At 60.7% G+C, this 14,129-nt stretch carries 12 protein-coding genes; 5 read left to right on the top strand and 7 right to left on the bottom strand.

Features of this window, described 5'->3' with window-relative positions; genetic code table 11:
• Positions 1-75: 75 nt before the first annotated feature.
• Positions 76-1,488: a cardiolipin synthase gene (gene cls / locus ACR3EN_RS15215; protein ID WP_480822385.1), complete on the top strand. Its 1,413-nt coding sequence runs from the start codon at positions 76-78 to the stop codon at positions 1,486-1,488.
• Here the strand turns inward: cls and ACR3EN_RS15220 are convergent.
• Positions 1,485-1,919, bottom strand: a complete 435-nt coding sequence (locus tag ACR3EN_RS15220) for an ion channel (RefSeq protein WP_480822387.1) — start codon at positions 1,917-1,919, stop codon at positions 1,485-1,487. The two genes, cls and ACR3EN_RS15220, sit on opposite strands and share 4 nt — an antisense overlap.
• Before the next feature lie 155 nt (positions 1,920-2,074).
• Here ACR3EN_RS15220 and ACR3EN_RS15225 point away from each other — a divergent pair, with 155 nt between their 5' ends.
• Genes ACR3EN_RS15225 through ACR3EN_RS15235 form a run of 3 tightly spaced genes read left to right on the top strand, consistent with a single transcriptional unit; the run spans position 2,075 to position 6,154 of the window.
• A complete protein-coding gene (locus tag ACR3EN_RS15225) occupies positions 2,075-2,722 on the top strand; it encodes an ABC transporter ATP-binding protein (protein ID WP_480822389.1) in 648 nt (215 codons plus the stop codon).
• A complete protein-coding gene (locus ACR3EN_RS15230; RefSeq protein ID WP_480822391.1) occupies positions 2,719-5,130 on the top strand; it encodes an ABC transporter permease in 2,412 nt (803 codons plus the stop codon). The genes ACR3EN_RS15225 and ACR3EN_RS15230 overlap by 4 nt, the downstream gene beginning before the upstream one ends.
• A complete protein-coding gene (locus tag ACR3EN_RS15235) occupies positions 5,120-6,154 on the top strand; it encodes a lipocalin-like domain-containing protein (protein WP_480822393.1) in 1,035 nt (344 codons plus the stop codon). The genes ACR3EN_RS15230 and ACR3EN_RS15235 overlap by 11 nt, the downstream gene beginning before the upstream one ends.
• Positions 6,155-6,159: 5 nt before the next feature.
• Here ACR3EN_RS15235 and ACR3EN_RS15240 read toward each other — a convergent pair whose 3' ends face one another.
• The 6 genes from ACR3EN_RS15240 to ACR3EN_RS15265 form a co-directional block, all read right to left on the bottom strand.
• Positions 6,160-6,591, bottom strand: a complete 432-nt coding sequence (locus tag ACR3EN_RS15240; protein ID WP_480822395.1) for a universal stress protein — start codon at positions 6,589-6,591, stop codon at positions 6,160-6,162.
• Positions 6,588-9,206: a TRAP transporter permease gene (locus ACR3EN_RS15245; RefSeq protein WP_480871221.1), complete on the bottom strand. Its 2,619-nt coding sequence runs from the start codon at positions 9,204-9,206 to the stop codon at positions 6,588-6,590. The genes ACR3EN_RS15240 and ACR3EN_RS15245 overlap by 4 nt, the downstream gene beginning before the upstream one ends.
• A 117-nt stretch (positions 9,207-9,323) precedes the next feature.
• Positions 9,324-10,292, bottom strand: coding sequence for a TAXI family TRAP transporter solute-binding subunit (locus ACR3EN_RS15250; RefSeq protein WP_480918439.1), 969 nt, complete (start codon positions 10,290-10,292; stop codon positions 9,324-9,326).
• Positions 10,293-10,588: 296 nt separating this feature from the next.
• Entirely contained in the window at positions 10,589-11,386 is a 798-nt protein-coding gene (locus ACR3EN_RS15255) for a metal ABC transporter permease (RefSeq protein WP_480820088.1), read from the bottom strand.
• Complete coding sequence (locus tag ACR3EN_RS15260; RefSeq protein ID WP_480820041.1) at positions 11,386-12,126, bottom strand: metal ABC transporter ATP-binding protein; 741 nt, start codon at positions 12,124-12,126, stop codon at positions 11,386-11,388. Before ACR3EN_RS15260 ends, ACR3EN_RS15255 begins: the two co-directional genes overlap by 1 nt.
• A 2-nt stretch (positions 12,127-12,128) precedes the next feature.
• Positions 12,129-12,641, bottom strand: a complete 513-nt coding sequence (locus tag ACR3EN_RS15265; RefSeq protein WP_480820039.1) for a transcriptional repressor — start codon at positions 12,639-12,641, stop codon at positions 12,129-12,131.
• A gap of 56 nt (positions 12,642-12,697) precedes the next feature.
• Here ACR3EN_RS15265 and ACR3EN_RS15270 point away from each other — a divergent pair, with 56 nt between their 5' ends.
• Positions 12,698-13,786 (top strand): zinc ABC transporter substrate-binding protein, encoded by a 1,089-nt coding sequence (locus tag ACR3EN_RS15270; RefSeq protein ID WP_480820037.1) that lies wholly within the window; start codon positions 12,698-12,700, stop codon positions 13,784-13,786.
• The last annotated feature ends 343 nt before the right edge of the window (positions 13,787-14,129 follow it).

Below are 14,129 nucleotides of genomic sequence, written 5' to 3' on the forward strand. Positions count from 1 at the left end.
TACGGGATATAGCCAATGCCTAGACGCCTCACTAAAGTTAACCAAACCAGATAAATCCCGGACCCAACCAATAAAATGTGGACCCTGTTTGTTTCGTTTTCCGTCTTTGCGCTGTATTGCGCGGCGGTGGTGTTTTCGGTCCGGGCCGCGCAGACGGCGCGCACGCCGCAGGGTGCAGTAGGCTGGGCTGTGTTCCTTTTGTCTGCCCCGGTCTTTGCTGTCCCGCTTTATCTATTCCTCGGACATCACCGGTTTCGCGGTTATCGCATTGCCCGACAGGAAAGCGAACGGGTGGTCGAAGGGATCAAGACCTTTGCCGACTTCTCAAAGCCCGACCCCCAAACGCTGCGGATCAATCCGCGCCCGTTCGAAGCGCTTGCGCACCTGCCCGTCTCGCGCGGGAATGGCGCTGAGCTGCTGATTGACGGGCACGCTACCTTTGACGCCATTCTTGACGCGATCGATCGCGCCAAAAGCTATGTTCTGATCCAGTTCTACATCGTGCGCGACGATGATCTGGGCCGCAGGGTGCAAGACAGACTTCTTGCTGCGGTCAAACGCGGTGTACATGTGCGGTTCATGACGGATGCGGTTGGCAGCTATGGCCTGCCGACCAGTTATCTCGAAACACTGCGCGACGGAGGGGTCGATGTCGCGGACCCGCGTGAGCAACGCGGGCCGAACTTCCGGTTTCAACTCAACTATCGCAATCATCGAAAAACCGTGATCATCGACGGAGAGACCGGCTTTATCGGGGGCCACAATATCGGCGTCGAGTATCTTGGGCAGAGCCCCCGCTTTGGGCGTTGGCGCGACACCCATGTCAAAATGACCGGTCACGTCGTCCGGCAGTTGCAGCTGATCTTTACCGAAGACTGGCACTGGGCCCGCGACGAAGACCTCATCGACGAGCTGGACTGGGCGGGCAGCGAATCCGCGCAGGATATGAACGCCCTGCTGGTTGCAACCGGTCCGGGTGATGAGACCGAGACGGGCGCGATGATGTTCTTCGCGGCCATCACCGAAGCGAAAGAGCGCCTGTGGATCGCCTCGCCCTATTTCGTGCCCGATATCGATATCATGACCGCGCTGCAACATGCCGCGATGCGCGGGGTGGATGTGCGGATTCTGATCCCGGACGTGATCGATCATCGCCTGCCCTGGCTTGCCGCCTACGCCTATTTCGACGAAGTCCGCGACTGCGGTGCACGGGTGTTTCGTTACACGGACGGGTTCATGCATCAAAAGGTGTTTGTCGTTGACGACACGCTGGCGGCGGTCGGCACGACCAATCTGGACAACCGCTCGTTCCGGCTGAATTTCGAGGCGATGGCGTTATTCTTCGATTCGCGCGCAGCGAACGCGGTCGCAGAGATGCTTGAGACTGATTTCGCCACCAGCTACGAGCTGAGTCGCAATCTTCAGCAACAACCAGCGCATATCCGTTTCGGCGCGCCGCTGGCGCGGTTGTTTGCGCCGATCCTCTAGGTCAGGAAACGCTCCTGGAATACACGGGTCATCAGGGCCACGAGAAACGCGGTCGATAAGCCGAACGCCAGAAGGCCTGTCACCGCTGCGAACGCCCCGAAAATCCGCAGTCCCTCGCCCAGAACTATGTCTCCATAGCCCAGCGTCGTGAACGTCACCAACGAGAAATAAAGCGCTGTGTTCCAATCGGGCAGCACATCCCCCAGCACCCAGACAACAGCCCAGATCCAGACCTGTACGGTATGGGTCAGGACAATGAACAACAGTGCAACGGTGATCGGTCCTGCCGTCGCGACGATCGCGTTCCGGCTTTCCCATCGGTCCACCAGTCTGCGGATCACAATGACACAGACGGTCAGAAGTATGATCTCGATCAGAAAACAGATGCCGAGATATAAGCTGCCCCAAAGGATTTGCTGCGACAAAGTCATGAAACGGCCCCGGTCCCCTGCGCTGACGTTGATCGCAGCATGGGGCTTTCTGCAACGCGGAACAACCCTGGGACCTGCGGCGAATAGAACCGAACTCGGCACTGGACACTGACGTTCGGCGTTGCACATTGTGGCCAAACCAGATGAGGCCATGAATGCTGCTGTCGATCGATCAAGTGCGGAAATCCTACCCGGGCGGGCGACCGGTTCTGGACAATGTCTCGCTGAGCTTGCAGCAAGGCCAGACACTGGCCCTGACCGGTGAAAGCGGCAGCGGCAAAAGCACGCTATTGCATCTGGTTGCCGCATTGGACGGGTTTGATGCCGGCGAGATCACGCTGGACGGGCACGCTCTGTCTCCGCTGGACGATGCCGGCCGCGCCGAGCTGCGCCGCGACTGCTTGTCACTGGTGTTTCAACAATTCAACCTGATCCCGTCGCTGACGGTTGCGCAGAACCTGTCGATCCATGCGCGCCTTGCCGGGCGATACGATCCGGGCTGGACCGATCATCTGAGCGAACGACTGGGGCTGTCGGAGTTGCGCGACCGCTATCCCGAAAACCTGTCGGGCGGGCAGCAGCAGCGCGTCGCAATCGGACGCGCCATGGCGACGCGACCAAAACTGCTGCTTGCCGATGAACCCACCGGTAATCTGGACGAAACCGCCAGCGCCGTGGTGCTTGAGCTGATGCTGTCTCTGGTGGCTGATACAGGGGCCGCGCTGCTGCTTGTCACGCATTCGAACGAGATCGCCGAACGACTTGACCGGCGCGCGCATCTGGCAGGTGGTCAAATCACATGATTGGCTCGGCTGCACAGTCGCTGCTCTCCCACTGGCGCGCGCATCCGTTGCAGCTGGCGACGTTGCTGACGGGGATTGCTTTGGCCACATGCCTCTGGTCCGCTGTTCAGGCCATCAATTCCGAGGCACGTGCCAGCTATGCGCGCGCCAATGCCCAGCTTGCGATCGGACAGTTCGATGAGCTTCAAAATCCGGGCGGCAACATCACTGTCCAGCAATACGCCGAGCTCAGGCGGGCGGGTTGGCAAGTTGCTGCGGTCCTCGAAGGGCCATTGCGCATCGGAGAGCGCCGCCTGCGCCTTATGGGTGTCGACATGGTCGCCTACCCCGCCCTGCCCGCTGTAACCGAGGTCAACGAAACCGCGACCCCGCCTGATCCGTCCGATATTCTGACGGCTCCGGGCCGGTTGCTGATGGACCCCAGCCTCAGCCCCCTGTTCGAGAATATCGATGGTTTTCCGCCTCTTATCGAAACCACCAACCTGCCCCCCGACCTCATCCTGACCGATATCGGCGTTGCAGAACGCCTGCTGGATCGCCGGGGACAGATCTCGCGGCTGCTGGTTCTGCCACAGCAGCCGCGTGCAGTACCGCCGTTGCCCGAGGTCGCACCCGAGCTCACGCGCATCAACGCATCCGCGCAATTGGATACCGCGCAGCTGACCGACAGCTTTCACCTGAACCTGACAGCCTTCGGTTTGCTTTCCTTCGCGGTGGGTCTGTTCATTGTGCACGGCACAGTCGGGCTGGCCTTTGCGCAAAGGCGCGGCATGATCCGCACCCTGCGGGCGCTGGGCCTGCCGCTGCGACAACTGGTCGGCATCGTTCTGGGAGAACTGCTATTCCTCGCCGTCGCCGGGGGAATCCTGGGCCTGATACTGGGTTTCTTCCTTGCAGGTGCTTTATTGCCCGACGTCGCTGCCACATTACGCGGGCTGTACGGCGCGCCGGTCGATGGGCAAATGTCCCTGCGACCACAGTGGATTCTGGCGGGGCTTACCATGGCGATCGGTGGCACGCTGCTTGCCAGCGGCCAGGCCCTGTGGCGGTTATCCCGCATGCCAATCCTTGCCGGTCCCGGCCTGCAAGCCTGGAGCGGTCAGGGATCCGCGCAGCTCAGCGGTGCTTGCGGGCTTGGCCTGATCGCTGGCGGGGTCGTCCTCTTCTTCGCCGCCGATGGCCTTCTGGCTGGCTTCGCGCTGCTGGCTGGAGTGCTGACCGGCGCAGCCCTGATCCTGCCCGCGCTGTTGTCTGCCATCCTGTCGTTCTTTGGGCAACGCGCCAAAGGCCCGTTGGCCCAATGGGTCTGGGCAGACATGCGTGCGCAGTTGCCCGGGCTGTCGCTCGCCCTGATGGCCCTGCTGCTGGCGCTTGCTGCGAATATCGGTGTGGGCACCATGGTCTCAAGCTTTCGGCTCACTTTCATCGGCTGGCTCGATCAGCGCCTGACGGCCGAGCTCTACGTGACCGCAAAAGATGAGGCGCAGGCCGCGCAAATGGCACAGTGGCTGGATCCGCAGGTCACTGCGATCTTGCCCATCCGCAGCACCGAACTACCGCATGAAACCGGCCCTCTCTTCCTTTACGGTATTGTCGATGACGAGACATACAGACAGCACTGGCCGCTGATCGCGCAAGAACCGGACGTCTGGAATGCCGTATTGCTGCGTGGCGGTGTGCTGATCAATGAACAGCTTGCCCGCCGCGCCGATCTCTGGCCCGGCGATACGCTATCGCTTGCGCCCCAGTACGATCTGACCATCGCGGGCGTCTATTCGGACTATGGCAATCCCACAGGACAAGCGATCGTCGCGATGCCCCTGCTCGACCAGATCGCCCCCGGCACGACCGACCGGCGTTTTGGCATCCGCACCGCGCCGGATCGCGCAACCGATCTGGCCCAAGCCCTGCGCGAGCGGTTCGATCTGCCCGCCCGTGCAGTGGTTCAGCAAGCCGCAATGAAAGCGCAGTCGCTGGCGATTTTCGAGAAGACCTTCGTCGTGACCTCGGCCCTGAATGTCCTGACATTGGGGGTCGCGGGCTTTGCGATCCTGACAAGCCTTCTGACGCTTTGGACACAACGGCTTCCGCAGGTGGCCCCAGTCTGGTCACTCGGGCTGACGCGGGCGCAACTGGCGCGGCTTGAGCTTCTCCGCAGCGTATTGCTGGCCGCCCTGACCGCCTGTCTGGCGCTGCCTTTGGGATTGGTGCTTGCCTGGGTTCTGCTTGCCGTGATCAACGTCCAGGCCTTCGGGTGGAAGCTGCCGATGCACCTCTTCCCTGGCGACTGGATCGGGCTGTTCCTGCTGGCCCTGTTCGCCGCAGCCTTGGCCGCAGCCCTGCCCGCATGGCGCCTGCTGCGCCTTCCCCCTGCCGCCCTGCTGAGAGTTTTTGCAAATGAACGCTAAAGCCCTGGTCGTCTTTCTGTTGATTCCGATCACCGCATGGGCCCAAGGCTATGCCGGGTTGGGCGGTGACGCCGAGGGGTTCGACCGCCCGATGGCTGGATACAATTTCCAGTTCCCTCGGGACCACGGCCCGCACCCGACCTACCGGATCGAGTGGTGGTACCTGACCGCCAATCTCACCGGAGAAGACGGGCGCGACTACGGCATACAGTGGACCCTGTTTCGCTCGGCGCTGAAGCCAACTGAAACCGACGGGTGGCAGAGCCCGCAGATCTGGATGGGCCACGCGGCCGTCACCACGCCCGATGCACACCATTTCACCGAGCGCCTCTCGCGCGGTGGTATCGGTCAGGCTGGGGTTATCGCAGACCCATTTGAGGCGTGGATTGACGAATGGCATATGCGCGGCAGCATCGAAGGCGCACTCGATCTGGCTGCGAACGGTCCGGAATTCGGCTATGACCTGAACCTGCAGGCGCAGGGCCCGCTGGTCTTCCACGGTGACGCCGGATATTCGGTCAAATCCGCCGATGGCCAAGCCAGCTACTATTACTCGCAACCTTTCTACAGCGTCGAGGGAACGCTGCATCTACCGGACCGCGATGTCGCCGTGACAGGTCAGGGCTGGTTGGATCGCGAGTGGTCCTCGCAGCCGCTGGCCGAAGACCAAAGCGGCTGGGACTGGTTTTCACTCAGTTTCGAGGGCGGGGACAAGCTGATGGCTTTCCGCCTGCGCGGCGCGCGCGGAGATTTCACGGCCGCCACCTGGATTGACGCGGATGGCAAGACGACTGCACTGCCGGATGGATCGGTCGTCTTCACAGCGTTGCAGACCAGCCAGGTCGCGCAACGCGAGGTACCAACCCGTTGGCGCATCGAACTTCCGGATCATGGGGTCAATGTCGAAGTCGCGGCGCTGACGCCCCAATCATGGATGGGTACAAGTTTCGAATACTGGGAAGGCCCGATTGCAATATCAGGCAGCCACGCGGGCCGCGGATATCTGGAAATGACAGGGTATTAGAACCCCTACCGCACAACATAAACCGAAGCCGACGAATGACGGATGACGCGTGAGGCATTGGGCCCCAGTAAGTAATCCTTGAGATCAGGCTTATGTGCGCCGATCACAATCAGGTCAGAGCCGGCATTCTCGGCGGTTTCCAGGATTTTCTGATAGGCTGATCCGGTGGCCACGACATGGCGCACCTTGGCATTGCGCGTCTCGCCCAGTGTCGTGGCGCAAAAGCTGACCAGCTTGTCATGCGCGGCTGCCACAGCCTGGTCGTGGAATTCAGGCTTGAAGAAGCCGGAAACCCAGCTTTCGCCAAAATCCGGCAGCACAGTCACAACATCCAGCTGGGCGCCGTCGAGATCGGCCAATTGAGCCGCGCGTTGCAACACGCCCGCATCCAGATCATCATTGCTGATGTCCACAGCACAAAGGACGGATTTGGTCATGGTGTTACCTCTTGTTGTGTGGTGCGTGCGGCGCGGGAGCGTTGGAGGAAGGCGATGAGGCCGAGGAGGATGAGCGCGGGGATGAACATCAGCTCTTTGGGGGGCTGGTTCTGGGGCGCTTGCACGGTGGTGATGCGGACAGGTTCGTCGGCGTAGTAGTCGAAGTTCGACAGCTCGTCCGAGACCGGGGTGCCGAACAGTGGCTCGTCAAGCTTGACCAGGCCGTCTTCTTCCAGCGGGATCAGGCCCAGGGCGTCGATGCGGGCGGCGCCGTCAGCCTCGTCGCCGATGGTCAGCACCACTGTGGTCTCGGTCATGTTGCCGGTGTCAAAGTCCGGGCCTGCGACCTCGATGCGCAGGGAACTGCCCGGGGCGGCCTCGCCCACGGCTTGCTCTAGCTGTGCGGGGTCGATCTGCGCAAAGGGCGGTGCGATACGGTTCATGAAGAAGTCCGGGCGGAACAGCGCAAAGGCGATCAGGATCAGCGCCACGCTTTCATAGATGCGGTTGCGGGTCAGGAACCAGCCCATGGTGCCGGCGGTGAAGATCAGGATCGCGATGGTCGCCGATACCGCCACCAGAATGCCCTGCACCCAGCCCACATCGATCAGCAAGAGATCGGTGTTGAAGATGAACACGAACGGCAGCGCCACGGTGCGCAAGCTGTAGAAGAAGGCTGTGAAGCCCGTCTTGATTGCGTCGCCGCCCGACACGGCGGCAGCGGCAAAGCTCGCCAGACCCACGGGTGGCGTAACATCGGCCATGATGCCGAAGTAGAACACAAACAGATGCACTGCGATCAGCGGCACGATCAGACCGTCCTGCGCGCCCAGTTCGACAACCACACCGGCCATCAGCGAGCTGACGACGATATAGTTCGCGGTTGTCGGCAGGCCCATGCCCAGAATGAGGCTGAGCAGGCCGACCAGCGCCAGCATGGCGATCAGGTTGCCGCCCGACAGGAACTCGACCAGATCGGCCATCACCTGACCCACACCGGTCAGCGTCACGGTGCCCACGATCACGCCTGCGGTGGCCGTGGCCAGCGCGATGCCGATCATGTTGCGCGCGCCGTCGATCAGACCGTTCCACAGGTCAACAACCCCGTCGCGGAACGCGTTTGCGGTGTTGTTCTCGCCGCGGAAGATCGACTTCATCGGCTTCTGCGTCAACAGGATCACGAACAGCAGCGAGGTCGCCCAGAAGGCCGACAGGCCCGGCGATTTCTGCTCGATCATCAGGAAGTAGACCAGCACGATGATCGGCAGCAGGTAATGCAGACCGGCCTTGTAGATATCGGCAATCACCGGCAGCTCGACCTCTTTGGCGTTGGGATCATCGGGAACCAGATCCTCGACGCCCGAGGCCAGTTTCAGCAGGAACAGATAGGCCAGCACGATCAGGCCCGACAGCACCAGACCCGAGGCATCCGGGATCAGCGCAATGATGCCCTTGATCGGATACTGGATGCCATAGCAGAGCCCGGCAAAGCCCACGAAGAACACCGCCATGCCGCCAATCGTGCGCCCCATCGAGACCACGCGGTCACCCAGCGTCGGCATGTTCCGCTTCACCGCCTCCAGATGCACGATATAGACCAGCGCGATGTAGGAAATCGCGGCAGGCAGGAAGGCGTGGGTGATCACCTCGACATAGGAAATACCCACATATTCCACCATCAGGAAGGCCGCAGCGCCCATCACCGGCGGCATGATCTGACCGTTCACCGAACTGGCAACCTCGACCGAGCCCGCCTGTTCGCTGCTAAAGCCCACCCGCTTCATCAGCGGAATGGTAAAGGTACCGGTGGTCACCACGTTCGCAATCGACGAGCCCGAGATCAGGCCGGTCGCCGCCGAGCCCACCACAGCCGCCTTGGCCGGGCCGCCGCGCAGATGCCCCAGCGCGCCAAAGGCCATCTTGATGAAGTAATTGCCCGCACCCGCCTTATCCAAAAGCGCGCCGAACAGCACGAACAGGAAGACAAACTTGGTCGAGACACCCAACGCGATGCCAAACACACCCTCGGACGTGATCCACATATGGCTCATGGCCTTTTTCAGGCTGGCGCCCTTCCACTGGATCACCTCGGGCACCCAGTCGGACGAGCCAAAGAACACGTAAGCCAGGAAGATCGTCGCAATGATCGCCATCGCGGGGCCAAGCGCACGGCGCGCGGCCTCAAACAGCAACAGCAGGCCAAACAGCGCCACCCATTTGTCGACATCATCGGCCAGCAGGCCATTGTCGACCAGTTTTTCATAGAAAATATAGCCGTAAAGCGCGATCCCCGCGCCCACCACGCCCATGATCCAGTCCTGAATGGGGATATAATTGCGCGGGCTGGATTTCAGCGCCGGATAGGCTGCAAAGGCCAGAAAGATTGCAAAAGCCAGATGGATCTGGCGCGAGTTGTTCACCACGCTGCCCGGCAGAATGGCGTTCGACAGGGGCGAGGCCAGCACCACCTGAAAGACCGACCACATGACCGCGACAATGGCCAGAAAGATCCCCACATTGCCCGCCGGATTGCGCGCGCCCGCATCGGACGAGGCCACCAGATCCTGAAGCTCTTCTTCGGATAGCGGGCGGTTGGATTGGGTGTCGGAACTCATCTGGCGTCTCCCCGTCGCTCTGCGATCTTGGCGGGCCGTTTCGGCCTCATTGTCACCCGGCACCCCGGGTGCGAATGGGGCGCGCCCGTCACAGGCGCGCCCCGCATCAGGTCCGGCTTACTGCAGCCAGCCTTTTTCCTTGTAGTACTTCTCGGCACCCGGATGCAGCGGTGCCGACAGGCCATCCGCAATCATCTCTTCCGGCTGCAGGTTGGCAAACGCCGGGTGCAGCTTTTTGAAGTCGTCGAAGTTTTCAAAGACCGAGCTGACAACCGCATAGACCGCATCATCCGACACGTCTGCCGAGGTCACGAAGGTCGCGCCCACGCCAAAGGTCGTGGTGTCGCCGTCCGAGCCGCGATACATGCCACCCGGAATGGTCGCGGTGCGGTAGTACGAGTTGTTGTCGATCAGACCCTGGATCGCATCGCCGGTCACGTTCACCAGAACCGAGTCGCACGCGGTGGTGGCTTCCTGAATCGAGCCCGACGGGTGACCCACGGTGTAGATCATCGCGTCCAACTGGTTGTCACACAGCGCCGCCGACTGCTCGGCCGCTTTCAGCTCGGATGCCAGTTCAAAGTCATCAATGGTCCAGCCCATCGCTTCCAGCACAACATCCATCGTGCCGCGCTGACCGGAACCGGGGTTGCCGATGTTCACGCGCTTGCCTTTGAGGTCCTCAAAGCTGGAAATCCCCGCATCGGCGCGCGCCACAACCGTGAACGGCTCGGGATGCACCGAGAACACCGCCCGCAGATTCTCGAACGCGCCCGCGTCTTCGAACTTCGAGGTGCCGTTATACGCATGGTACTGCCAGTCAGACTGCGCCACACCAAACTCCAGCTCGCCCTCGCGAATGGTGTTGATGTTGTAAACCGACCCACCCGTCGATTCCACCGAGCACCGAACCCCATGCTCTTTCCGGCCCTTGTTCACCAAACGGCAAATCGCACCACCCGTCGGATAGTAAACACCCGTCACACCACCCGTACCAATCGTGATAAACTCCTCTGCATATACAGCCGGCGCGAGAAAGGCGGCAGCGGCCAGACTGGTGAGGCTGATTTTGGCTTTGTTCTTCATCCTTGATCTCCCTGTTGTTTTATTCGGCAGACTTGACGAAAACCGAAAGCGGCCAAGAGTGCCGCCATGGCAACGTAAAGCATGCCAGTCTCTGATTTTTTCCAAAGTCTCCCAATGGATACGAAGTTTCATTCAGAGACGGCTCTTGTCAAGTGCAGCGCGGCCCGGCGACCGCAAAAGTGTCTGCTTCGTCGATGCCGCAAAGCAAGCTCGCCGGCGGAACTCTCTGCCTTTCAATCGCGAACCCAGCGCGAATCCGCGGTTTTCTACCGCGCGATGAGGTCTTGGCGCTCGGACTATGCGCCGCTGCGGCTTCGCCAGCCTATCAGGCTCAGGCAGGCGAACAAAATGGCTGCAACGCAGACGATCGATGGGCCCGCGGGCGTGTCAAACACATAGGCGGCGCGCAGCCCGGCAACTGCTGAAAACGCGCCGATCGCTGCAGCGATCAACGCCATCATCTCGGGCGAACGGGACAGGCTGCGTGCGGCAGCAGCCGGGATGATCAGCATGGCCGCTATTAGCAAAACACCCACAACCTTGATCGCCACGGCAACGGTAACGGCCAGCGAAAGGGTAAGAACCAATTGCTCGCGCCTGGGGTCAAAACCACTGGCGTAGGCCAGTTCCTCATTCAGCGTCGCTGTCAGAAGGTGCGACCAACGCCACGCGATCATCCCCACGACCAGCGCCGCACCGCCCCAAATGACAAGCAGGTCAGAACGCGATACGGCAAGAATGTCCCCAAACAGATAGGCCATCAGATCGATACGCACGCCAGACAGGAACGAAACCGCCACCAAGCCAAACGCAAGAGCAGAGTGCGCCAGCACGCCCAGCAGCGTATCCATCGCATATCCGCGGCCACTGAGCAAAGTGACCGTCAGCGCCATCAGCAGAGCGACCGCCAGCGCTCCTGCAAAAATCGACAGTTGAAAGGTCAAAGACAATGCCACGCCCAATATCGCCGCATGCGCGGTCGCATCACCGAAATACGCCATCCGGCGCCAGACGACGAAACATCCCAAAGGAGCAGCGGCAAAGGCGACGCCCACCCCGGCAAGGGTCGCGCGCATCATAAAATCGTCCAGTATCATTCCGCGGCTTCCTGAGAGTGCCCACCATGGTCATGGTCGTGATCATGGTCATGACGATAAAGCGCCAGCGCGCCACCTGTACCGGTCCCAAACAACGCCCGATATTCCGGAGCGGAGGCCACAACGGCCGGGGACCCCTCGCAACACACGTGCCCGTTCAGGCAGATCACACGGTCCGACGCGCTCATGACCACGTGCAGTTCGTGACTGATCATCAAAATCGCGCAACCTGTCGTGCGTCGCACATCTTCGATCTGACGATAGAACGCCGCCGACCCCGGCTGGTCCAGACCCTGCGTTGCTTCGTCCAACAACAGGACATCTGGGCGATTGATCAACGCCCGCGCCAGCAGAACCCTTTGGAACTGGCCACCAGACAGCTGTGACATCTGGCGCTTCAAAAGGTCCGGCACGCCCGCAGTTTCTAGCGCGTCCTGACATTGCGTGGAGGATACACGGTCCGTCAGGCGCATGAATCTTTCAACCGATATCGGCAGGGTCGGATCAATATGCAGTTTTTGCGGCACATACCCGATCTTCAATCCCGGCTTAAGGCTGACGCGCCCGGCTGCCGCTTTTACCGCGCCGATTATGGCGCGCAAAAGGCTCGTCTTGCCGGACCCGTTTGGGCCGACAATCGTCACGATCTCGCCCGGTTCAATGACCATGTCGACGTGGCTTAGAACGGTATTGGCGCCATAGCGCACAGTCAGATTTTCAACCGAGATAAGGCTCATTTCTATGCCTTTTTGGTGCAGTCAGGGCAGAGTCCCTCGGCTTCTACTACCGTTCGTTCGATCTCGAAACCCGCGGCGCGCGCTGCGGCGCCCAAAACCCCTTTTGCGGGGGTCGATTGTGCCTCGGCAACCGCGTCGCATCTTCTGCAGATCATGAAGGCCGGGGAATGTGTGGCACCAGGGTGAGAACAGGCCACAAACGCATTCAGACGCTCGATCTTGTGGACGAACCCGTTCTGCACCAGAAAATCCAGCGCGCGATAGGCAACAGGCGGTTGCGACCCGAACCCCGCGTCGCGAAGCCGGTCAAGAATGGCATAAGCTCCAAGCGCGCGATGTTCCTGCAACAGCATTTCAAGCACTTTGCGTCGCACCGGGGTCAGGCGCAATCCGTCCTGTTTGCAACGCGCTTCTGCCGTGGCGAGCGCGGATTCGACGCAATGCGCGTGATCGTGTTTCTGGAATCCGACCGGGACCGGAGCATCGGTGGCGTCGGTATGCGTATCACTTGTCATGTTATTCCATATCATGTATGCCGCTCGTAACGTTATAAAATCACACAGAGGGTCTGATGTCCAGAAAGCTCCTACCACTGTCAATCACGGCTGCGCTCTTGGGGGGAACAGCCTTTGCGGATGCGCCCAACGTCGCGGTGGATATTGCACCGGTTCATTCTCTGGTAGCGCGCGTGATGGAGGGGGTCGGCACCCCGAATCTGATTGTGCAACCGGGCGCCTCGCCGCATGAATACAACATGCGCCCATCCGAAGCCGCCGCTTTGCAAAACGCCGATCTGGTGTTCTGGATCGGTGAAGACCTGACGCCCTGGATGGAAAACGCGGTTGAAACACTGGCCGATGGGGCCTCGGTTACGGCGTTGCTGGACGCAGACGGCACAGTGCTGCTTGATTTCCGCGAGAATGCCCTGTTTGAAGCGCATGATCACGGTGACCACGATGATCATGAAGACCATGGGCATGAAGACCACGCTGAGCACAAAGATCATGACGAACATGGGCACGACGACCATGGGCACGAAGATCACGACGACCATGCGCATGAAGATCATGACGACCATGCGCATGACGATGAACACAATCATGGCGACCACGCCGAAAAGGACGATCATGACCATGATCACGCACATGGGGCGCATGATCCACACGCCTGGTTGTCACCTGCAAATGCCGAAACCTGGCTGAACATCATCGCGGCGCAATTGTCGGCAGCCGATCCCGACAACGCGGGCACCTATTTTGCAAACGCTGCTGCGGCGCGCGAAGAAATGGCGGCCCTGTCGGCCGAGGTTTCAGAAACACTTGCGCCGGTTCGTGGTGGCAGCTTCATCGTGTTCCACGACGCCTACCAGTATTTTGAACACGCTTTCGATTTCCCCGCGGCAGGCGCGATCTCGATCAGTGACGCATCCGACCCAAGCCCCGCGCGCATCGCCGAAATTCAGGCGCGGGTAAAAAATGAGGGCATAGACTGCGTCCTGGCCGAGCCGCAGTTCAACACCGGCATCGTCGTGACCGTGCTGGACGGAACCGATGCAAATACAGGCGTGATCGATCCGCTTGGGTCTGACCTTGAACCCGGCGCTGCCCTGTATCCGCAAGTGATCCGCAATATGGCCAAAACTCTGGCTGATTGCATGTGACCCCCGCTCCGGTCGATCTCTGCAGGTCGACCGGGCCCAAGATCGTCAGGGGCAGCGCACATAACGCGTGTCCGAGTAGCAATTAACCACGTTGTCCCTGGCGCATCTGTGTAGGAATGCAGGCAGTCTCGCCCTTGCCTTCTGACCCAACCAAAGTCCAACGTGCAGGACGTTCTCGGCTTCGCCGTTCTGTGTTTTCTTTTCGTAAACCAACAGCATCGACAAAACTCTGGCTGAGAGGTCCCGCGCGCGTCCTCATGATCACGCATGCACGTTTGGGACGGCTAAGCAATCATCGCACATCGTGCTGCAGCAGGCCTGACACAGCAAATGAAAAAAGACG

The sequence above is a fragment of the Ruegeria sp. G7 genome (assembly GCF_056535465.1).

What these genes read in the sequence shown, in the direction of transcription:
- ACR3EN_RS15250 (WP_480918439.1), bottom strand. Translation starts at nt 10,292, where the DNA reads ATGAAGAACAAAGCCAAAATCAGCCTCACCAGTCTGGCCGCTGCCGCC.
- cls (WP_480822385.1), top strand. Translation starts at nt 76, where the DNA reads ATGTGGACCCTGTTTGTTTCGTTTTCCGTCTTTGCGCTGTATTGCGCG.
- ACR3EN_RS15240 (WP_480822395.1), bottom strand. Translation starts at nt 6,591, where the DNA reads ATGACCAAATCCGTCCTTTGTGCTGTGGACATCAGCAATGATGATCTG.
- ACR3EN_RS15265 (WP_480820039.1), bottom strand. Translation starts at nt 12,641, where the DNA reads ATGACAAGTGATACGCATACCGACGCCACCGATGCTCCGGTCCCGGTC.
- ACR3EN_RS15235 (WP_480822393.1), top strand. Translation starts at nt 5,120, where the DNA reads ATGAACGCTAAAGCCCTGGTCGTCTTTCTGTTGATTCCGATCACCGCA.
- ACR3EN_RS15270 (WP_480820037.1), top strand. Translation starts at nt 12,698, where the DNA reads ATGTCCAGAAAGCTCCTACCACTGTCAATCACGGCTGCGCTCTTGGGG.
- ACR3EN_RS15225 (WP_480822389.1), top strand. Translation starts at nt 2,075, where the DNA reads ATGCTGCTGTCGATCGATCAAGTGCGGAAATCCTACCCGGGCGGGCGA.
- ACR3EN_RS15260 (WP_480820041.1), bottom strand. Translation starts at nt 12,126, where the DNA reads ATGAGCCTTATCTCGGTTGAAAATCTGACTGTGCGCTATGGCGCCAAT.
- ACR3EN_RS15230 (WP_480822391.1), top strand. Translation starts at nt 2,719, where the DNA reads ATGATTGGCTCGGCTGCACAGTCGCTGCTCTCCCACTGGCGCGCGCAT.
- ACR3EN_RS15245 (WP_480871221.1), bottom strand. Translation starts at nt 9,206, where the DNA reads ATGAGTTCCGACACCCAATCCAACCGCCCGCTATCCGAAGAAGAGCTT.
- ACR3EN_RS15220 (WP_480822387.1), bottom strand. Translation starts at nt 1,919, where the DNA reads ATGACTTTGTCGCAGCAAATCCTTTGGGGCAGCTTATATCTCGGCATC.